Raw genomic sequence first — 21,572 nt, forward strand, 5'->3', positions numbered from 1 at the left:
GCTTACTAAAGTCGTCACCATTTGCTAATTCTACAGCAAATAGTCAATGCAAATGTATATGAATAAAAGAGAAAAGATATAATTTTAATTTATAACTTATTTGTCAAATCTTCCTCAGAAAGTGCTTTTGCCAAGTCAATAATTTTTCGACGCACTTTAGCATCAGATATATTTGTAAAAGCGCGCATGAGTTGAATCCCTTCGCTGCTAGAACAAAAGTCTATAAAATTGTGTTCACTTTCAGCAAAACCCTCTACTTGTTGGGAGGTAATACCTTTATCAAAAAAGTAAGAAACAGGAACATCCATAATTTCCGCTATCGCTTGAAGACGGCTGGCACCAATACGGTTTGTTCCTTTTTCATATTTTTGGATTTGCTGAAAAGTAATTCCTAATTTTTCACCTAGTTTCTCTTGAGTGAGTCCTAAAATATTACGACGTAAACGGATACGAGTTCCAACATAGATATCTATAGGGTCAGGTTTTTTTTTAGTTTCGGTCATAATGCAACTCTTTATTTCCAGCATTTTTCTTCTAAACCAACATCATATTTATGCGCAGTTGATTTATCATATAATTAAAACAATATGTAATATTTTTTCCCAATATTACTGGTACACGCAACATAATACCGTACAAAGGGCACTTGAATCATTTAAGCTGTTTTGTAAAACCAAAACCAATACGACACAATAGCATAAGGATGAATAAGATAAAAGTAGAGAAAGTTCTGTATTCATTGCTTCCTATAGGGGTAATGGATGATGGAACTCGTGAATCAATAATGCCCACAGCATTTTGTCGAAGAGCTACAACGATTCGTCCATAAGAATCAATAACAGCTGATATGCCATTATTGGCTGCCCGTATGAGGGGGGTTCCCAGTTCAACGGCACGAAGCTGTGCTTGTTGAAGATGTTGATAGGGTCCAGGTGTTACACCAAACCATGCATCATTTGTAATATTAATAATTGCTTGAGGCGGGGAGCCTTTAAAAGTCATTTCATGGGGAAATATTGCTTCATAACAAATCAAGGGTAGATAAGAAAATCCGTTTGGCATTGTAACAATTTTGCGCACACTTGCAGCACTATATCCACCAATATTATCGGCAAGGGTACGCAATCCAATTTTTTTCAATAAATTCTGATAAGGAAGATACTCACCAAAAGGAACCAAATGAAGTTTATCGGAAGTATTTAAAATATTACCTTGAGCATTAATGACTGCAATTGTATTAAAATATTGTGTTTGGGAATGAGGTAGATCATTGCTGGCGCGTATTGCTCCAACGATAGCCCATTGTTTAGGTTTTAAAAGAGTGGCAATGCGCATTGTGATAGATGAGTTATCATAGAGAAGGTAAGGAACGGAAGCTTCAGGCCATACGATAAAATCGGGTTCTGAATTTTGATCGGTTGTTGGCGTTGCACTTAGCTTCATATGCGCTTCCAACATAGATTCTCGTGTATTATCACGCAATTTTATATTTTGTTGGATGGACGGTTGAACAATGCGCACCCAATAAGCACTTTTTTGATCTTCAGCTGTGTTTTCTATAGTATGAAGACGATAAAACCCAAAACCACAGTGAATTAATATAAGTGATAAGCAAAGAGAAAGTGCCACTTTCTTTTTTTCATCCGTTAATAAAACAGTTGGCAAACTGTAGGCTAAGACAGCAAGAATATTCATTCCGTAAAGTCCTACGATTGCATCAGATTGCATGAACACTGGGGTTGGCATGGCTGTATAGCCAAGAGAATTCCATGGAAATCCTGTGAATAAAAACGCACGCAACCACTCGGATAATCCTAATGCAAAGGCTAAAACAAAAAAGCGTGCTATTCCTTTTGTCCATAATAAACCGACAATGAAACCAGAAAAAAACCAATAAAAAGAAAGGTAGAGTGGAGGGAATAAAATGGCTAATGGGACTGCCCAACCAAAAGAATCTGGATCTGTTAATAAAGCATTGCATAGCCACCAAAGTCCGCAAATAAAATAACTAAAACCAAATGTTCCACAGCTTAAAGCGTAAGTAAAAAAATGTTTTTTATTGTTTTTGGTGGACTGTATTGAGTCAAGTAAAACAATAAAGAGAGGGAAAGTTAAAAAGCAAAGAGGTGTTAAATAAAAGGGTGGAAGTGCAAAAGAAGTAAGAGCACCACACAGAAATATCCATGCTTGGCGCTTCCAGCCTGTAACAGAGAACAAAAAAACGATGAAATTGTTTAAAAACGCTGGACTATTCTTTAGGGATGGCATTGTTCTCAAGATTCTCATTTTTGGGAATGCGAAAAATGCGCAACCGTTTGATCCGGCGTTTATCAGCTTCTAAAATACGAAATCTATAGCCAGGTACAGCTTCGACAATTTCACCTTTGGCAGGAATGCGATCAAGAATTGAGACGATCAAACCACCAATAGTATCAACTTCATCACCATATTCTCCTACGATAAAATCAGGACCAAGAGCTTTCTCCACATCTTCTAGTTCAGTTCTTGCATCAACGAGCCATTTATTATTTGGTTCACGTACGATAGCATTGTCGACATTATCATGTTCATCTTCGATATCTCCAACGACTAACTCAACAATATCTTCCATTGAAACGAGACCATCTGTTCCTCCATGTTCATCAATAACTAAAGCCATTTGAGTTCGTGTAGTTTGCATCCGTGTTAATAATTTGCTTGCAAGCATAGAACTGGGAACAAAGAGAACTGTTCGGATCAAATCCAATTCACCAATTGGAGTATGCAAGTCTGTATGGTTTAATTGAAGAAAATCGGATTTTTGTTCGGTTTTTGTTGGATTGATAATAAAGCGAGTGATGTAGTTAAGAATATCGCGGATATGGATCATGCCGCGCGGATCATCTAAAGTTTCAGCATAAACGGGGATACGAGAATGACCAATTTTTGCAAAACATTTAAGGGTTTCTCCAAGAGAGGTGTTTATTTCTAATGCTTCGATTTCAGAACGAGGTATCATAACATCATCCACGCGTGCTTCACGTAAGCGTAAAATGTTATGCAGCATAGTACGTTCTTCAGGTGAGAAGAGGGCGGTATCTTTTTCATTGTTAGTCGTGAGTGCAACGGTAAGATCATCGCGCAGTGACGTAGATGCACAATTTCGACCCCGTAAGAATGAAAATAAATGATTCATCAGGGAATATTTTTCTGTATGATTCGTCTGTTGAGAGGGGTCTTTTTCATTATTAGAAGATGCTTGACTATTATTTTGTGCATTTATTTTGTTTGCCATGGTTTTGAAATCTTCTAGACTTTCTTTTATAACAGATAAATAAGAGGCTTTAAATGGTATGCTGGTAATATTGATTTTAAAAGTTAAATTTTATCATTGATAGACAATTATGCGTAAGGATCTTTTATGGAAAGCTTTTGAAGAATTTCTCTTTCGAGCTTTTCCATTTTATATGCTTCATCATCAGTTTCATGGTCATAACCAAGAAGATGCAAGATACCATGAACAATCATATGTGTTAAATGGTCTTGAAATGTTTTTCCTTCTTTCTCTGCTTCGAAAACAACAGTTTCTCGGGCAATAATAATATCACCGAGCATGGGACCAGGTCGATTTCCAGCTTTAAGTGGAAAAGCAGGAAAAGATAGTACATTAGTAGATTTGTTTTTGTTGCGCCATTGTGCATTGATTTGTGCCATATGTTCATCATCCGTAAAAAGCAGGCTAATCTCGCTTACAGCATTTCCCAATGAAACATGATGCATAGTCGTCATTAATGCTTTTTCAGTGATATTATAAAGCATTTTCTCATCATTCCACCCTGCGCTTTTAATCATTATATCAATAATAATCATGATGAATCAAATTCATTTTTTAATGCATCGCATGCGAATGATTTTTTTTTATTTTGTATTTCGGAATCACGATCATAAGCACGAACGATAGCAGCAACAAGTGGATGGCGTACAACATCTTTTTCATCAAAATGCACAATTGCAATATTTTCTATATTTGAAAGAATGCGAACTGCTTCAATGAGACCTGATTTTTGCCCTGTAGGCAAATCAATTTGGCTTACGTCACCGGTAACGATCATACGCGTTCCTTCTCCAAGACGTGTGAGGAACATCTTCATTTGCATGGGCGTAGTATTTTGTGCCTCATCAAGAATAACAGCAGCATGGGCAAGTGTTCGTCCGCGCATAAAGGCGAGAGGAGCAATTTCTATGACACCAGAAGCTAAAATGCGTTCTATTTTTTCAGCGGGCATCATATCATAAAGAGCATCATAAAGTGGTCGTAAATATGGGTCGACTTTTTCTTTGAGATCACCGGGAAGAAAACCAAGACGTTCTCCAGCTTCAACAGCCGGACGTGAGAGAATAATTCGTTCAATGATACCACGTTCTAGAAGCATTGCAGCATGAGCAACAGCAAGATACGTTTTTCCTGTTCCTGCTGGTCCTACACCAAACACAAGTTCAGTATGCTCCATAGCACTTATGTAAGCGTCTTGTGTTGGAGTTCTTGCATGAATTATTTTTTTATGGGTACTCAACCGTGCTGGTATACGTTTCGTTGCAGATTTGTGTGTTATTGTGTCTTCTTTCTGCTTCTTTGGTATATTTGCCATAGCAATCGCTCCTTTTATATCTGATAAAGTGAGCTCTTGATGTGTTTTGGCACGTTCATAAAGCTGCTGCAATACATATTGCGCATGTTTTATAACGGAAATATTTCCACGGATTAAGACTTCATTACCACGCGGATGAATACTAAGTTCGAGTTTTTTTTCGATATAAGCGAGATTTTCGTCAAATTTACCAAAAACTGCTTTTGCATATTGATTATTTTCGAAAATCAAAACAACTTGGCTCAGATCTGAAGCGCTTGTTTGTTTCAAGGTATCAGCCTTTTCAAGGGACGTATTTACTTTTTCTTTAATACGCTTTATTTTTTCGGTTGAAGCTTTCAGCCTATTCTCCATATCTACATAAATATTGCACATTTTGTTAAGTAAACTTTATAAAAGACAATTTTTTACAAAAAGTGCACGCTTTAGATGTAATCATTTTCTTTTAAAATAAAAGAGTTTTCCAAAATATTTATTGTGAACAAGGTGTTAGAGGCATGTCTATCTATTTGTCACTTCACCAACAAAACTGTTTGAGCTTGCATTTTTAATATGAATTTCTATCACGCTACCTGTAGAGGCTTCTGTATCGACGACAACAGGTAAAAGCCAAGGGGAACGTCCTACCATTTGCCCTGAGTGACGTCCAGGTTTTTCGATGAGAACGTTCGTTTTTTGACCAATTTTAGAACGCAAAAATGCATTTTGTTGCTCAAGGAGAAGGATTTGTAAATGTTGAAGTCGGGCATCTTTTACAGATTCATCAACATGATTTTTCATTGTGGCTCCCACTGTTCCAGGACGGGGGGAATATTTAAAAGAATAAGCTGAACTGTACTGTACTTGTTGAATAAGTTTAATGGTTTCTTCAAAGTCTTCATCTGTTTCTCCTGGAAATCCTACAATAAAATCGCCTGAAAAGGCAATATCTGGCCGTACGGTTCGAATTTTTTCGATAAGATGAAGATAATGAGAGCTTTTGTGTTGTCGGTTCATGGCTTTTAAGATGCGATCTGAACCTGATTGAACAGGAAGATGGAGGTAAGGCATTAACATATCAAGATCTCGATGCGCGGCAATAAGGCTATCATCCATATCACGTGGGTGGCTGGTTGTGTAACGCAAACGCTTTAAACCATCGAGTTTTGCGAGATGATAAAGAAGATCGCCAAGACGCCAAGTTTTGCCATCAGCACTTTGTCCATGCCAACCATTGACATTTTGTCCAAGCAGCGTAATTTCTTTGACACCCGCTTCGATGAGTTGAAGGGCCTCTTCAGTAATTTGTTCAACGGATCGTGATATTTCAGCACCGCGTGTGTACGGAACAACACAAAAAGTGCAAAATTTATCGCAACCTTCCTGCACTGTTAAAAATGCGCTAACACCTCGTTTTCTTACTGCATGTTTATTATGGGGCGGCAAATGAGCAAATTTATCTTCAACAGCATAGTCTGTTTCGATAATTTTTTTCCCTTGTTTGGCTTTTTCTAACAATTCTGGCAAGCGATGATACATTTGCGGACCAATAACAAGATCCACTGTTGGAGCACGGCGCAAGATTTCACTTCCCTCAGCTTGTGCAACACAACCTGTTACACCAACCATAAGGGGTTTATCAGGTGTGCGCTCTTGACGCATAACGCGCAAACGACCGAGATCAGAATAAAGTTTTTCTGCTGCTTTTTCACGAATATGACAGGTATTAACAAGAATAAGATCGGCATCATTGGGAATTTGTGTTGTCACATAGCCTTGCGAACTGAGACTATCAGTCATCCGTTGGCTATCATAAACGTTCATTTGACATCCATAGGTTTTGATAAAAACCTTTTTAGGAGCAACAGGAGGCGTATTTTTAGGATTTACTTTATTCATAGCGCATGTGTAAATGTTTTTTACACAAATCTCAATCTATTTGCTTAAAAGTTTTTTGCATGATAATTGCATCACCACGACCATTTTTTGACGCGTAGTAGGCAAGACGTTCAGAAATTTTTTGAAATTCAAAGCGTTGATAAAGGTTCAAAGCAGAAAGATTTGTGGCTTCTACTTCCAAGAATAATTTTATGGCGCCCTTGTCGTGAAGATGGTGAACTGTGCTTTCGATAAGAAAGGTACCAATTCCTTGTTGACGATAATGAGGATGAACAGCAATTGTGATGATTTCTGCTTCATCAAGGATGAGACGGCATAGGCAAAAGCCTAAAATTTGATCAGAGCGATCAATGAGAAAAACTTTGTGTCCGAAGATAGAGTGATCTGTTAAGAAATTATCAAAAGCTTGTTTTTCCCAAGAAGGGGTAAAACAATGCTGATGAATTTGATGAAGAGAAGCACTATCATTAACTTGTAGCGGAGCAATTCCAAAATTCTTTTTTGTCAATGAAAATTTGGGCATTATTTTTTTTGTGGTAAAGCAAAATTGGTTTGTTGTTTTGCATCAGCGCTGCGTAGATAGAGTGGGCGAGGTGAATTTTTTGATTGTTTGTTTGCAGCAAGATAAGCATAGTTTACAATATCGGCCGCTTCGCAGGGGATTTTTTCTAGGACAATTTTTTCGTATATTTTATGGTTTTTAACATGCTCCACAACGACATCAGCAGCTGAGCCAGTCAGTCGGGTTTTTTTTGGCAAATCTTCGAGGATATTTTCAATTGTTTTTAATGCCGGCTCTCCCAAAGGTGTGAGATCATTATGAAAATTTTGATGGTAGAACATTCCTCTCCCTGCTTCAATGACAACAGTAATTGCCGATGCTGTACTTTTACTGTTTATGACTTGTGCTGCTAACGCTTCAAGAGCACTCACACCAATAGCTGGTATTTCAAGTGCTAATGCCAAAGCGCGCGCTGTTGCAACACCGACACGTACACCAGTAAATGACCCAGGTCCAATATTGACAGCAATACGCTCAACTTGATCAAGCGTCATATTGGCTTGTGTCATTATTTGTGTAATCTGCCCAATAAGTTTTTCAGCATGTCCTTTGTTCATGCGCTCATTGATACGCGCAATAACAGATTTATGACGAATAAGCGCAACAGCACAATAAATTGAAGCAGTATCTATAGCAAGGATAAGCATAAAAATATTTTAGTTGAATAAAACGATAAATAAAAGTCCTGCTGTATTTTTAATATTTTCATTATCGTATATTTCATTTGTAAGAAAGTTACTAGTGCCAATAAGCAACAATATCTTTTTATGGGATAGAACGAGATGTTGATTTAATCCTTATTTTTATCACTTTTTGAATGAGTATCTTGAGTATTATAAGATTCTCTTATTTTAAATCTACTTATGGTGAAACAATTAAAGTTATTAGCTTGTATATTACAAGCGGAGTTAGCGTATGAATCAAAACTGTTGAAGAAAAGAATAAAAACTCCTTTCACGAATCGTTTAAATGTAAGGATTGTCACAACTTTTAAGCTATCAAATAGTACGATGATGCCACTTGTATTACATAGTAAGTAAAAGTAATTTAAAAGAGGAAAAGTTATGACCCCACATTTTTTCCAAATAAGAATATATTCTATCCGTCTTTATATAAAAACCTCAGCGTAATGAGAGCAGATGAAAGAAATGGCATTGTTTTGCATGAGTTACGTATTTCGATACTACCCTGTTGCAAATCATTATGGACTGAAAAGCAAATTTGACAGTTTTCACTTAAATATCAGCTCTTTCAATTTTTTGTATAGAATAATGAGCAGTATTTTAGAACTTTTTCTGGTTTATGAAAGAACTGATTTTAATAATAATGAGGACTTTGGGTTGATTGCATACTACGTTGAAAAAATAATAATCAATACACATTTAAAATGTTATATGATTTAAATCATTTAATTGTATCATGATAAGGCTACAAATACCGAGAATAATTATGGAGCAGGTTGAAGCCAAAATGACGCGCCATCCTGCTTTTTTTAGTGATCGGATATCAACACCTAATCCTAGTGCAGCCATTGAGATAACAGTAAACAACTGGGCAATAAATTTGATGGGATTGATAGCCTTTTCAGGGATAAGACCACTTGAGCGAACAAGCATCATGATAATAAAGCCAATGATAAACCATGGGACGAGGGTATGTAAACGCAAGCGTGTTTGTGCTGATCGGCGATAAATGATTGATAGAGTAAAAATAACAGGGCCTAACATGAGAACCCGTACTAATTTGACAATTGTTGCAATTTGAACACTCAGAAAAGAGACAGATGCTGTTGCTGCTAAAACCTGTGGTACAGCATAAACAACCATGCCAGCAAGCACACCATATTGGCTAAATGACAAATTCAGAGACGGATGTAAAAAGGGTAGAAATAAAATAATAAGAATTCCTAAAAGAGCAGTGAAGGCAATTGACGCGGCTACATCGTCATGTTTTGCTTTTATGACAGGTGCAACGGCGACAATAGCTGAATTGCCACAAATAGCATTCCCACAAGCGACCAGCATTGCTAAGTGTGTAGAAAGCCCGAAAAGTCGGCCGATGGCAAAGCTCAGGATAATCGTTACGAATATCACGAATATGATACTAGCAAGCAAATTCCAGCCAGCTGAAAGGACTGCGTTAATGCTAATGCTTGCTCCTAGAAGAACGATAGCAATTTCGAGAAGTGTTTTTGCACAAAAGGTGATACCTTTTTGAAAATATGTTGGCAAAGGAAAACAACTACGGATAATCGATCCTAAAAGAATTGCCAAAACAATGCTTTCAAGCCAAGCTTGTCCAAAAAGCTGTTTTTCTACGACTTCTAAGCCATAAGCTAAGGCTGATATGAGTAAACATACTAGAATACCAGGACCAAAGTCGTTTAAAAGTGAGAGTTTTTTCTTTATCACTTGAATATTTTCCCCATACAAAGAAATAATAGTAAATAAAACGAAATAACAGGTAAGAGAAAGAAATTTTTAAAGATTTGTTCTTGCTTGTACAGCTGCTGCTAAAGTTCCGTCATCAAGATAATCAAGCTCGCCTCCTACAGGGACACCATGAGCAAGTCGCGTAATTTTAACTGGAAAATTGGAAAGCTGATCGGTGATATAGTGAGCAGTTGTTTGACCTTCGACAGTCGCATTGACAGCAAGAATAATCTCCGTAATAGGGTTTTGTACAACACGTTGTATTAAGGTGGCAATATTGAGTTCATCAGGGCCTATTCCATCTAAGGGGGAGAGTCGTCCACCCAACACATGGTAACGTGCGGCTAAAGTTTTTGCGCGCTCAAGAGCCCACAGATCAGCAATATCCTCAACAACAATGATTGTTGTATCATCGCGGCGTAAATCTGTGCAAATTGAACAAGGATCAATGGTATCGACATTTCCACAAACAGAACAAATGCCGACTTTTTCTATAGCTGCTTGTATAGCCGCTCCTAAAGGCTCCAGCAATGTCTCTTTTTTTTTGATAAGATGAAGCGCAGCACGACGTGCTGAACGTGGACCAAGACCTGGTAACCGTGATAAAATCTGAATGAGACGTTCAATTTCAGGTCCTGCAATGTATTTAGACATATTTTTGTCCCACGGAAAAAATCCGTTTCATTAAAATGGAAGCTTGAAACCTGATGGGAGTGGTAGCCCTGCGGTCATACTTTTGGTTTTTTCTTCTATTGCGACTTCGATTTTTGTTCTTGCTTCATTATAAGCCGCCATAATGAGATCTTCAAGAATTTCAGCTTCCTCAGGTTTGAGTAATGAAGGATCAATTTGAATTGCTGTTATAATATTTTTGCCATTTAAAGTGATATTGACGAGACCACCCCCTGCAGTGCCCACAGCTTGCAGATTAGCTATTTCCTCCTGAATCTTCTGCATTTTTTCTTGCATTTCTTTGGCTTTTTTCATCATGCTCATCATTTCACGCATAGGAATAGGTATCCTTATTCATCATTGATATCATTTTTATTTTTAAAAATATCAGCATTTTTAAAGGTATTGGGGAGTAAATCAAGATCATTTTCTTCTTTATTGAGTCGAATATCGACAATTTTTGCTTCTGGGAAATGATTGAGGATTTTCGCGATATCAGGATCTGTTTCTGCATTGGAAAAAAGAGTCTTTTGAATCGCTATACTTTCCTCCTGTAAGGTTGGGCCACCTCCTTCATTAACAAAAGTTATTGTCCAGCGTTTTTCAGTCCATTGAGATATCTTTTTTTCTATATCATGAGCAAGAAATTGTGGGGTATTTTCAGAAAGTCTCAAGGTAATATGCCCCGCTTCAAAAGAAACAGGATGAACAAATTCTTTAACAAGGAGTTTGAAAGGAACGTCATTATGCTGTTCGGCTAATTGAACAATATCGTGCAAAGAATTAATCACGAGAGTTTTAGGTTCAGTAATCTTTTCTGTTGTTTGCGTGACAGAATGCGATAAATTTGCAATCTTTTCAGAAAAATCAGTAGATTGAGAAGTTTCTAGAATTTCTGTTACTTCTTGGGCGTTGATTTTGTCATGGTTTTGATTTTTAACTAAATTTTCTGGTTGTAAGGAATGATCTAATTGGTTTTTCAAAGAGCTTTTTAAATCTGATTGATCGGCTAATATATTTGAAACGCTCGAGGAAGCATGGGCTCCGACCATTGTTTCTTTTGTTATATTATTTGCATTTGTAGATTCTTGATGAGAAGAATTTTTAACCAGTGTGAGAGGCGTTTTTTCTTGCGTAAGCTTTTTTAAAGCCTCATCAAGAGTTGGTAAGTCAGCCGTGTGAGCAAGACGAATTAAAAGCATTTCAGCGGCTTGAAGAGGACGTGCAGTTTGATTAACTTCCTGTAAACCTTTGAGTAACATTTGCCAGTTTCGGGATAAAATAGGAACGGAAAGTTTTTTTGAAAAGTCTAAACTTCTTAAACGTTGTTCTTCAGTCAGAGAGAAATCTTCCACTATTTCTGGTGTAAAACGTAAACGTGTGACCAGATGATTAAAATCGGCTAGTTCTGTCAATATAGTAAGAGGATCAGCACCTGCTTCATATTGACTGCGTAATTCATGTAACGCATTGACAACATCGCCCTTCATGATAAATTCAAAAAGATCAATAATACGTGCTTGATCCGCTAATCCTAACATTGTACGCACCGCAATAGCATTAACATTGCCATTGCTATGGGCGATTGCTTGATCAAAAATGGATAATGCATCACGTGCAGATCCTTCTGCAGCACGGGCAATCATAGAGAGCGCTTGATCTTCTACTTCTACCTTTTCATATTTCGCAATTTGGCGCAAATGTGCACTCAAAGCTTTTGATTCAATACGTCGCAAATCAAAACGTTGGCAACGCGAAAGAATTGTAATAGGAACTTTGCGAATTTCTGTTGTGGCAAAAATAAATTTCACATGGGAAGGTGGTTCTTCAAGAGTTTTCAATAAACCATTAAAGGCTTGTGTTGAGAGCATATGTACTTCATCGATAATATAAACTTTATAGCGTGCAGAAACAGGACGATAGCGTATTTGTTCAATAATTTCACGAATATCATCAATGCCCGTATGAGAAGCGGCATCCATTTCTATAACATCAATATGGCGCCCTTCGATAATTTGTGTGCAATGTTCACCAAGAGAGTCCAATACAGTTGTTGGTTGGTCAATATCTTTTGTTTTATAATTAAGCGCACGTGCCAAAATACGTGCTGTTGTGGTTTTACCTACGCCACGAATCCCTGTTAACATCCACGCTTGTGCAATACGACCTTTTTCAAAGGCGTTGGTGAGAGTACGCACCATAGCTTCCTGACCAATGAGGTCAGAGAAGTTTTGGGGCCGATATTTACGAGCAAGAACACGATAGGCTGTTTCTACCGGTAAATTTTCCATGAATATTTCCAACTTCGAAGTTCTTTATGCGTACATTTTGATAATACAAAAGCATAGATCAATACTGTAGTCTCATATAAAAGGATTTTTTCTTAATCAAATTATTTATGGGACAATTTGTTTAAAAACAACAAAATCCCTTTATTTGCTGCATACAAATGCCGCTCTGAAGATTAAAAATACCTCGCTAAAAGACAGTATAAAAAAATAATTTCTTCAGCAAAATAGGAGGTTGGAACAATGACCCGTACCAGAACTCGTTGGGGCTGCTTCTTTCCAGACCTGACCCAGTTGGCGAGTAGTTCGTCCACCACCAACCTCCCAAGTTCATATTGTCGATTTGGAATGAAAAATCAAGCTCAGAAACGAAAAATATCCTAAGAAAGACGAAGAATTTTCCTTTGCGTTTAATTTATTGACATATAAACAACAAAGAGATTGTGGATTTACCAGTTTTTATAGCAGTAGCTCTTCATATTTATTTGGTATGAAAATATCTTTTCGCTTAAGATCGTCTGAATGTATAATTATTCTCATTCGCTGAAACATGTAAGAGTTTTAAGATAGGTACGTCTGTTCTAAAACTACGAAATTGAATGATTAAAAATTTGCAACGATAAAAAAGGAAAATAAAGCAGATAGATCATGTAATTGGCTAACATTCGAAAGTTAGGGGGAAGAGTGCTATTTAAATAATTATAAAATATTGCTTTAATGGTGTTGCTCCTCTATACAAAACATCCCAAACATAATACATTTAATGTTGTACATTCACAGGCTTTTTAAAGAGCTATTGTTCAATACTCTTAACTATATTTCAAACTCCACTCATAAATAGTATATATGCTTCCCTTGAGGTATAAATCCATTGTGCACTATCCTCTTTATGCTTAATAAAAGTATAAATTTTAGCCCTCATACTACTTAACAACTCCCAATGTTGCGATCTCTTGCACTTGAGAGGCTTTATAAGAAGCATTTTTATTCCTTTTTTAATCGTTTTTACTCACACATCACTTCCATTTGTAACTTTCAAGGAAACAAATTTAATTGATTTCAATATGAGATTTAAGATGAGAGAATCTTACTTTATTCGTGGTTGTAATTCATTATAAAAAATCGAACTCTTATAATGATAAGTCAATATCTTAAATATCGTACAAGAGAACCACTTCATTTCTATAGTGAATGAGAATATCAAATATGTAATACTTTTGCTTTTAACATATATGAATATAAATACTAAATAAATGTTATCGCTCTTTTTTGCGTGCTTGTTCTTTTAATTAAAAAACATTGATGTTCATCACAAAATGGATCAATATATGAATTTCCATTATTTGAGAAAAGATTTCATATATTTTTAAGGGATTGTACTCAGCAAGAGAAGATGCAACATTAAACGCTATAGAAATAAGAGGGTAATGATTTTATAAGCATAAAAATGGTTCTTATTCGATATAAGCGACATTTTATAGTTTCAAATAATTATATTCTTTAATAAGGAGGGAAAAGCGAGATAAATTTTTATAAAAAGCTGAATGAGTATGACTTAAAGTGCAGTGAGGAATGCATCTGTAGATGCAAATTTTACTTTTCTGTTTATCTAAGTGATTTGGGTACGATGTGCTTTATAGTACTTAAAATAAAGCAGTTGCGAAGATAGAAGTTATATTCTTATTAAAAAAATAGCTCTGATAGTAGAAAATACAGAACAATTTAAGTTTAGTCTTTTAGTTTTCGCAAAAGTTATTTAATATCTAACCTTATGAGCAGCTTAAGGTTTGCCATATTAGTATAAAAATAACCTCTTCAGCGATTATTTTTAATAGCTCATTATGCCGTATTTTGAAAAAAACACCTGAAAAAAAGAATAACTCTACTCAAATTTAGATGTTATAGAAATATTGTTAATCATAACCTCCTGTGTCACAATCTGTTCCAACAACTTTTTTGTTCGTAATATTTTTAAAAATATAATGTCCTGACCAAGGAAAACTTATATGAAGAGATTTTATATTTTTTAGGGTAAAGATTTTCTTTTCTTTATCATGGGTTATTTTCTTTTCATCATCAACAAAAATTCTCAATTTGTTTAAATCAGAAGGGGCAGAGTATGATAAAGTAAAGGATACTTTCTTCGGTTTAAAGGTATTACAAGAGTATTCAACTCCTTGCTGGAATGTATAGGATGGTGTGATCACAACACTTTCATCCCGCGCAAAATTCCATTTTTTTTCACCAAAGCCAGCAAATGCAACACTAGAGTAGGCGAGAATATTTGCGGCTAATAATCCTCGCGTGAAGACTTTTTTCATTATCCTCTCCTTTTTTCTAAAGTGAGGTGAATCATAAATCAGTTTTTATAAAGATACAAGTTTAAACTTAACGCTAAAATCAGGGCTAAGTTGCATTTTTTAGTTTTAAACCATGTTTAGAATGATATTAATCTAAGAGATTCGAATGCTCTATTATGTATAATAATTTGAATTGTTTTGAGAGCTAATTTAGAAGTTCGTTATCTTTATTGGAATATTGTCAGAGGAAATGACTTTTCTCAAGAGGCTCTCTTTGAATATATAAAGGGAAATAGATGGTACAAGCGTTTTTATTTTTGGTTACTGTGTTTTTTTACACTGGTTTTTATACGAGTTGAATTGCGGTTTATCATGATATAATTTGTGAGAAAATATTATGAAAATAATTTATATATTCTATTACGAGCTGTTTTTTCTTCTTCAGTGTTTATGAAGGGTGTTGAGTAGAAAAAACGAGCCCTTTCAAGATGCGTTGCATTATGAAATTTTTATGATGTTTTTTGATATCAATAAAAATGATGGCAGCTTAATTGCTTTTATATATACGATGTTCGATCGTTTTGTGCTGGATAAGTACCGATAATACGCAGTTCTGCAGAAAAGAAAGATAATTCTTCTAAGGCAAGTTTCATCATCGGGTCTTCAGGATGTCCTTCAATATCAACAAAGAATTGTGTTGCATTGAAATTTCCACCAATTTGATAGCTTTCTAATTTTGTCATATTGATACCATTCGTTGCAAATCCTCCCATAGCTTTATAGAGAGCAGCGGGGACATTGCGCACTCGAAAAAGAAGACTGGTGATGATTTTTTCGCCATTTTGAGGTTTGGGGACATGCCGTTTGGAGCGTGAAAGGATGACAAAACGGGTAATATTATGAGGGTTATCTTCAACATCTCTTTCAAGAATATCAAGTCCATAGAGTTCTGCTGCGATTAAAGGTGCTAAGGCAGCCTGTGAACGTTTAGCATTTTTTTTTATAAATTTTGCAGCTCCAGCGGTGTCAGCAGAAACAACAGGTTTCCAACCGTTGTTTCGTATGATTTTTCGGCATTGTGCAAGGGCATGCGTATGGCTGTGGACGGTTTTAATTTCGTCATGTGTAACGCCGGGCAAAACCATGAGTTGAAAATGGATAGGTAAAAAATATTCATCAATAATATAAAGAGATGACTGCGGTAAAAGATGATGAATGTCTGCAACGCGTCCCGCAAGGGTATTTTCAATAGGGATCATAGCAAGATCAGCTTTCCCGCTTTCCACTAAATTAAGGGCGTCTTCGAAAGTAGCAGAGGGAACAGCATCCATATTGGGGAACATATTGGAGCAAGCAATATGGGAATTAGCGCCGTATTCTCCTTGGAAAGAAATTTTATTAGTTTTTTTAAGTATTTTCATGCTAAAATCTCACAAACTCTATCGAGATCATGTTGTGTATCTACACCTAAGGGAATTGTATCGACTATTTCCACATCAATACGCATATTGTTTTCTAATGCACGTAATTGTTCAAGTTTTTCACGTTTCTCAAGTGGTGAGGGTTTGAATGATACAAATTTCTCAAGTGCTTCGCGCCTATAGGCGTATATTCCAATATGGTGATAAAGAGGACCCTCTCCATAAGGTGCTTTGGCGCGCGTAAAGTAAAGAGCACGAAGGCGATTTTGAGAAAGCGGTGTACCAATGATTTTGACAACGTTGGGATCTCTTGTTTCATTTTCTTCAATGATTTGAGCACCCAAGGTTGCAATATCAGTAAAGCTATTTTCTAAAGGGCGTAGTGCACGAATGATTTCACGAGGCATGATTGTTGGTAGGTCACCTTGTATATTTAAAATGGCGTTGTAGCGTTGTTCAGGATCAATGCGCACTAAAGCTTCATAAATACGATCAGATCCAGACTTATGATCACCTCGTGTTATGATATATTCATGCCCATAATCTGCAACAGCTTTAGCGATATCATTATGATCTGTTGCAACGATTGTACGTCCTATTCCAGCTTTTTTGGCTTGTTCTGCGACATGAACAATCATCGGTTTTCCGCCAATTTCAGCGAGAGCTTTTTGAGGAAGACGGGTTGAGCCCATACGGGCAGGAATAAGAATAATTGGTTCAAGAGCCATTGTAAGATTCCCAATGTCATTTGTGATGCATTTATGATATTGTGTGTTATAAAGAAAAAGCTTAAACTAAAAATTGTAATGAAACCGTGAACATTTGAGTTTTTATGAATCGCCCGAGATTTATTTATTTTATTTGTGCTTGTTTATGTGTGCTGGTTGCTATTGTGGGGATTTTCACACTCAGCAATATAGTTTACGATCATCCTACATCAGTCCAATATCATCATACAGTTGCCAAGAATGATATATTTCAAGAAAAACAAAAAGCACCTGATGTTTCCCTATCACTAAATAGCCGCCTTCAACAAGGCAATTTTGAAAATGGCCGTAAAATTTTTCGCCAATGTGCCATATGCCATACTTCTGGACGCAATGAAGCAGGGCGTGTTGGTCCAGTTCTCTGGAAGATTGTTGACCGCCCTTTGGCATCAGCAGCAGGTTTTACTTATTCACGGGCATTGCGTGCTCATTCTGATCAAAAATGGGATTTTATCACTTTGGATCGTTATCTACGTTCTCCACGTGAAGCTTTTCCTGGGACTATTATGTCTTTTCGTGGAATTAAAAATGACCAAGATCGTGCCGATCTTTTGCTTTATTTACGCAGTTTATCCGATCATCCTGTTCCTTTACCAATGGATAATAATAAAGCGAACGAGCCAAATTAACTTATACCATAGATGTTAACTTTAGAAAGAAGTCTGATTTTTTTGTAATTTTAGTTTCATAGTTTTATAAAAAGAGCTCTTATTGATGTTTTGTTAGGGGGAACGCCCCTCACGCAAAACAGAACACATTTAACATTGCATATTGACTCGCTTATTTTAAAGAGCTCTTATATAAAAATGCACTCTTTACGCTGTCATCTGCGGATTGGTTTTCAAGATTTGTGTGCTTCACTTTTTCTACATATACTTGTCTGTGAAATTATTGCTGAAGGATTATCAATTCATGAGCCGCAGCTTTCTGCTTCTGAATGCAATAATTATGTAATTAAAGCTCTCCATGAAGTTTATCTCAATCCTTCTATACACATCAATCCCTATGTACTTTTACATCAATTCCCATGTATTTTTCTTATGAACAGAGATAATTGATTGTTCTTATACGTGCAATAATCCTAAGCTGCATTTTATGATGCTTGATGAATAGACGTTTTCTCTTGAGGTTAGAGATGTATGGACAGATCATTGACCTTTTATAGTATCGATCACTAAAATATAACTTAGATTATTTATTTATAGGTTATGGTTTGAAGTAAGCACTTTCATGTGAAACAATTTTTATGTGTGAATAGTAAAATAGTTGAATAGAGTTCTGCTGATTGTATTTTTATCTACGTCGAAAATTTTTTACACAAGAATACTGATAGCAGCTACGTTCCCACGAGTCTCTGTCCATTTATAGACGATGACATGAAATTATGATGATAATCCATTATAGAGAATTATTTTTTCACAAAAGGTTTGCCATATTTGTGATAAATTTAATAGGTTTCATTGGTTACAATGTTTCGATGACTTGCGATAAAATAATTAGTATTTCAATACATATTGCGAGAGTGCTAAAAATTAGTGGAAGAGAGGACATAATCATGATTCTCCAAGCTCCTTAATAACTATGGTATTTTCTTTATAATTTGAGCGTTTATAAGTAATAATATTAAATTGCGCTAATAATCCATTATAGAGAAGAATCTTTCCTACTAATGGCTCTCCGATGTTTGTGATCATTTTAATAACTTCCATTGCTTGTAGGGTTCCAATAACGCCAGGTAAAACACCGATGATTCCAGTTTCAGCGCATGTTGGGATAGTCCCGTGAGCTGGAGAGGTGGGGAATAAATCGCGATAGTGAGGATTATTGTCTTTATATGGCATAAGGACGGTTAATGAGCCATTAAAACGTTCTACAGCACCACTTATTAAAGGTTTTTTACATTGGGCAGCGTGATCAGCAAGAAGATAGCGTGTCGTAAAATTATCACTTCCATCAACAATGATGTGGTAAGCATTGAGCAGTTTATCCACATTACTTTTGTCTAAGCGTAGGGTGTGTTTTTCAACTATAACATGGGGATTTATTGCTTTTATAGTGGTTTCAGCACTGTCTGTTTTACTTTTTTTGATTGCATTTGTTTTATGAATAACTTGGCGTTGTAAATTGGAAAGTGAAACGATGTCGTTATCGACAATTCCAAGAGTTCCAACACCTGCGGCAGCCAAATAGGTTAAGACAGGAGCACCAAGACCACCAGCGCCTACAACAAGAACACGTGCTTTTTTTAGCTTTTGTTGCCCTGCACCACCAATTTCAGGCAAAATGATGTGGCGTGCATAGCGTTCGATTTCTTTGTTGTTTAATTTTATATCTGTTTCTTGTGTCATAAATTTTCTCTTGTCATAGTTCTTTTATTGTTTACTAAGTTTATGATGCATAGACCAGTATGCTTTTAGGATAGAGAGGATTTATTTATGAAAATTGCCATTCAGATGGATCATATTTCAACAGTTCGGATTCAAGGAGATACGACATTTGCACTCGCTTTAGCAGCCCAAGAACGTGGACACTCTCTCTTCCATTATACACCAGATCGTTTATCTCTATACGATGGTTGTGTGATTGCACGACTAGAGCCATTGATTGTACATGATAAAGAGGGAAGCCACTATCGATTAGAAAAGCCTGTTCGTACGGAATTAACAGATATGGATGTGGTTCTTTTACGCCAAGATCCACCTTTTAATCTCAATTATATCACAACAACTCATTTGTTAGAACGTATTCATCCTAAAACACTCGTTGTGAATGATCCGGCATGGGTACGCAACAGTCCAGAAAAAATTTTTGTTACTGAATTTTCTGATCTGATGCCAGAAACATTAATTACCAAAGATATTGAAGAAATAACAGCTTTTAGAGAGACATTTGGCGATATTATTGTTAAACCACTTTATGGAAATGGGGGCGCTGGTATTTTTTATTTAAAACAAGATGATCGCAATTTAGCATCATTGTTGGAAATATTTGCAGAAATTTATCACGAACCTTTTATTGTTCAGCGCTATTTAGAGGCAGTACGAAAAGGAGATAAAAGGATTATTTTGCTTGATGGTACACCTGTTGGAGCTATTAATCGAATTCCGACAGAAACAGATGTGCGCTCTAATATGCATGTTGGAGGTCGCGCGGAAAATGTGGAGTTAACAAAACGTGATTATGAAATTTGTGAACGCATTGGTCCAGCCTTAAAGGAACGCGGTCTTCTTTTTGTGGGGATTGATGTGATTGGAGATTATATAACAGAAATTAATGTGACGTCTCCTACGGGAATTCGTGAAATTAAACGCTTCTGCGGTATAGATGTTGCTCATTTGTTTTGGGATGTTATTGAGTTCAAGCGTTCAAATGAATTTATTTGACAGAGGACAAAAACATGGTTTTAAAAAAATGATCCATGTTGTTTTTTATATTTGTTATGTTGCAAATGTGAACTAGAATGACCGTATGATATAAATTAAGAGGCTTTGTTTTCAATTTTTAGGGAGTTTATAGATGAACAAAGTATTATCAATTGGAGTGGGATTGATTTTTGCGCTACTGCTGTCAGCAAATGGAGGCAATGCGCGCGATCAAATACAGATTACTGGTTCATCTACAGTTTTACCTTATCAAAAGATTGTTGCTGAAACATTTGGAGAAATTTATCCCCATTTTAAGGTTCCTGTTATCGAATCGGGAGGAACAGGAGCTGGTATTAAGGAATTCTGCCGTGGTATTGGGGAGAACACTGTTGATATTGTTAATGCTTCGCGAGCAATGAAACCGAGTGAATTACAGTCTTGTTTTGATGCTGGTGTAAAAGATGTTGAGGAAATACGTATTGGGTATGATGGCATTGTTTTTGCAACTGATATTAAGGGGCCTGATTGGAAATTACAGCCAGTAGATGTTTATAAAGCCCTTGCTGCTCGAATTATTATAGACGGAAAGTTGCAACCGAATAATGTTTTGAAATGGAGTGCAGTTAATAGTGCTCTTCCTGATTGGACGATAGCAGCGTATATTCCTGGAGAGAAGCATGGGACACGTGAAGTTTTTGAGGAAAAATTACTTACTAAGGGGTGTAAAGAGAGTGGGGCAGTTGAGGTGATGAAGTCTTTAGGAATGGATGATAAGGAGATACACACTGCTTGTATTGCGGTACGTAAGGATGGAAAAGCGGTTGATATTGATGGTGATTATTCTGAAACATTTGCGCGTCTAACTTCTAATAAAACAGGGGTTGGTATTTTTGGTTTGTCGTTTTATCAAAATAATGCTGATAGGCTAAAGGTTGCCGATATTAACGGTTTTGCGCCAACAGTTGAGACGATTTCTAGTGGACAATATCCAGTTTCTCGTCCGCTTTTTTTCTATATTAAGAAAGCACATTTAGGTATTATTTCAGGTTTGCGAGAGTATGTTGATTTTTTTCTTTCTGATCAAATGATTGGTCCAGAGGGTCCTTTGGCTGAATATGGTTTGATTGTTTCTCCTGAAAAGGAACGTCAAGCACAGCGTTCTGATTTTTCTGCTGGTCGAGTAATGACATTGAAATAATTTGCAGGGAAAATTTGTTGGATTTCTGAGATAGGAAATTTGGGTGCTATTTTTTTATAAA

19 protein-coding genes and 1 other RNA gene are annotated in these 21,572 nt (G+C 36.3%); 3 read left to right on the top strand and 17 right to left on the bottom strand.

Annotated elements, in window-relative coordinates:
- Positions 1-89: 89 nt before the first annotated feature.
- The 16 genes from ACFINO_RS04605 to ACFINO_RS04680 all read right to left on the bottom strand — a co-directional run bounded on the left by ACFINO_RS04605 (position 90) and on the right by ACFINO_RS04680 (position 16,909).
- Positions 90-503, bottom strand: coding sequence for a helix-turn-helix domain-containing protein (locus ACFINO_RS04605; protein WP_375633981.1), 414 nt, complete (start codon positions 501-503; stop codon positions 90-92).
- A gap of 148 nt (positions 504-651) precedes the next feature.
- A complete protein-coding gene (gene lnt, locus ACFINO_RS04610; protein WP_375655144.1) occupies positions 652-2,286 on the bottom strand; it encodes an apolipoprotein N-acyltransferase in 1,635 nt (544 codons plus the stop codon).
- Positions 2,249-3,274 (bottom strand): hemolysin family protein, encoded by a 1,026-nt coding sequence (locus ACFINO_RS04615; RefSeq protein WP_375655145.1) that lies wholly within the window; start codon positions 3,272-3,274, stop codon positions 2,249-2,251. Before ACFINO_RS04615 ends, lnt begins: the two co-directional genes overlap by 38 nt.
- Positions 3,275-3,381: 107 nt before the next feature.
- On the bottom strand, positions 3,382-3,849 hold the full coding sequence (gene ybeY / locus ACFINO_RS04620; RefSeq protein WP_375618037.1) for an rRNA maturation RNase YbeY: 468 nt from the start codon (positions 3,847-3,849) through the stop codon (positions 3,382-3,384).
- Positions 3,846-4,970, bottom strand: a complete 1,125-nt coding sequence (locus ACFINO_RS04625) for a PhoH family protein (RefSeq protein WP_375655157.1) — start codon at positions 4,968-4,970, stop codon at positions 3,846-3,848. Before ACFINO_RS04625 ends, ybeY begins: the two co-directional genes overlap by 4 nt.
- A 159-nt stretch (positions 4,971-5,129) precedes the next feature.
- The gene (gene miaB / locus ACFINO_RS04630; protein ID WP_375655146.1) at positions 5,130-6,506 is read right to left on the bottom strand and encodes a tRNA (N6-isopentenyl adenosine(37)-C2)-methylthiotransferase MiaB; all 1,377 of its coding nucleotides are present in this window, start codon (positions 6,504-6,506) and stop codon (positions 5,130-5,132) included.
- A gap of 31 nt (positions 6,507-6,537) precedes the next feature.
- Positions 6,538-7,029: a ribosomal protein S18-alanine N-acetyltransferase gene (gene rimI, locus ACFINO_RS04635; protein ID WP_375633989.1), complete on the bottom strand. Its 492-nt coding sequence runs from the start codon at positions 7,027-7,029 to the stop codon at positions 6,538-6,540.
- A complete protein-coding gene (gene tsaB / locus ACFINO_RS04640; protein ID WP_375633990.1) occupies positions 7,029-7,715 on the bottom strand; it encodes a tRNA (adenosine(37)-N6)-threonylcarbamoyltransferase complex dimerization subunit type 1 TsaB in 687 nt (228 codons plus the stop codon). Before tsaB ends, rimI begins: the two co-directional genes overlap by 1 nt.
- A 735-nt stretch (positions 7,716-8,450) precedes the next feature.
- On the bottom strand, positions 8,451-9,479 hold the full coding sequence (locus ACFINO_RS04645; protein WP_375633991.1) for a YeiH family protein: 1,029 nt from the start codon (positions 9,477-9,479) through the stop codon (positions 8,451-8,453).
- Between the two features lie 69 nt (positions 9,480-9,548).
- Complete coding sequence (gene recR / locus ACFINO_RS04650) at positions 9,549-10,154, bottom strand: recombination mediator RecR (RefSeq protein ID WP_273790577.1); 606 nt, start codon at positions 10,152-10,154, stop codon at positions 9,549-9,551.
- A gap of 30 nt (positions 10,155-10,184) precedes the next feature.
- The gene (locus ACFINO_RS04655; protein ID WP_375606797.1) at positions 10,185-10,508 is read right to left on the bottom strand and encodes a YbaB/EbfC family nucleoid-associated protein; all 324 of its coding nucleotides are present in this window, start codon (positions 10,506-10,508) and stop codon (positions 10,185-10,187) included.
- 14 nt (positions 10,509-10,522) lie between these two features.
- Positions 10,523-12,463: a DNA polymerase III subunit gamma/tau gene (locus ACFINO_RS04660; RefSeq protein ID WP_375633992.1), complete on the bottom strand. Its 1,941-nt coding sequence runs from the start codon at positions 12,461-12,463 to the stop codon at positions 10,523-10,525.
- 224 nt (positions 12,464-12,687) lie between these two features.
- Positions 12,688-12,785: signal recognition particle sRNA small type (gene ffs, locus ACFINO_RS04665), an RNA gene on the bottom strand.
- A 1,588-nt stretch (positions 12,786-14,373) separates the two neighbouring features.
- A complete protein-coding gene (locus ACFINO_RS04670) occupies positions 14,374-14,781 on the bottom strand; it encodes a hypothetical protein (RefSeq protein ID WP_375621204.1) in 408 nt (135 codons plus the stop codon).
- A gap of 536 nt (positions 14,782-15,317) precedes the next feature.
- Entirely contained in the window at positions 15,318-16,181 is an 864-nt protein-coding gene (locus ACFINO_RS04675) for a prephenate dehydratase (RefSeq protein WP_273790573.1), read from the bottom strand.
- Entirely contained in the window at positions 16,178-16,909 is a 732-nt protein-coding gene (locus tag ACFINO_RS04680; protein ID WP_375618030.1) for a 3-deoxy-manno-octulosonate cytidylyltransferase, read from the bottom strand. The genes ACFINO_RS04675 and ACFINO_RS04680 overlap by 4 nt, the downstream gene beginning before the upstream one ends.
- A 104-nt stretch (positions 16,910-17,013) precedes the next feature.
- Between ACFINO_RS04680 and ACFINO_RS04685 the strand changes: the two genes are divergently transcribed.
- Positions 17,014-17,577, top strand: coding sequence for a c-type cytochrome (locus ACFINO_RS04685; RefSeq protein ID WP_375618029.1), 564 nt, complete (start codon positions 17,014-17,016; stop codon positions 17,575-17,577).
- A 924-nt stretch (positions 17,578-18,501) separates the two neighbouring features.
- Here the strand turns inward: ACFINO_RS04685 and ACFINO_RS04690 are convergent.
- Positions 18,502-19,296, bottom strand: a complete 795-nt coding sequence (locus ACFINO_RS04690) for a molybdopterin-synthase adenylyltransferase MoeB (protein WP_375636671.1) — start codon at positions 19,294-19,296, stop codon at positions 18,502-18,504.
- An 87-nt stretch (positions 19,297-19,383) separates the two neighbouring features.
- Between ACFINO_RS04690 and gshB the strand changes: the two genes are divergently transcribed.
- Positions 19,384-20,331: a glutathione synthase gene (gene gshB, locus ACFINO_RS04695; RefSeq protein ID WP_375634580.1), complete on the top strand. Its 948-nt coding sequence runs from the start codon at positions 19,384-19,386 to the stop codon at positions 20,329-20,331.
- A gap of 133 nt (positions 20,332-20,464) precedes the next feature.
- Complete coding sequence (locus tag ACFINO_RS04700; protein WP_375627631.1) at positions 20,465-21,511, top strand: substrate-binding domain-containing protein; 1,047 nt, start codon at positions 20,465-20,467, stop codon at positions 21,509-21,511.
- Positions 21,512-21,572: the final 61 nt, after the last annotated feature.

The sequence above is a fragment of the Bartonella sp. AA83SXKL genome, from assembly GCF_042196965.1.
In the GTDB taxonomy this organism is placed as follows: Bacteria; Pseudomonadota; Alphaproteobacteria; order Rhizobiales; family Rhizobiaceae; genus Bartonella.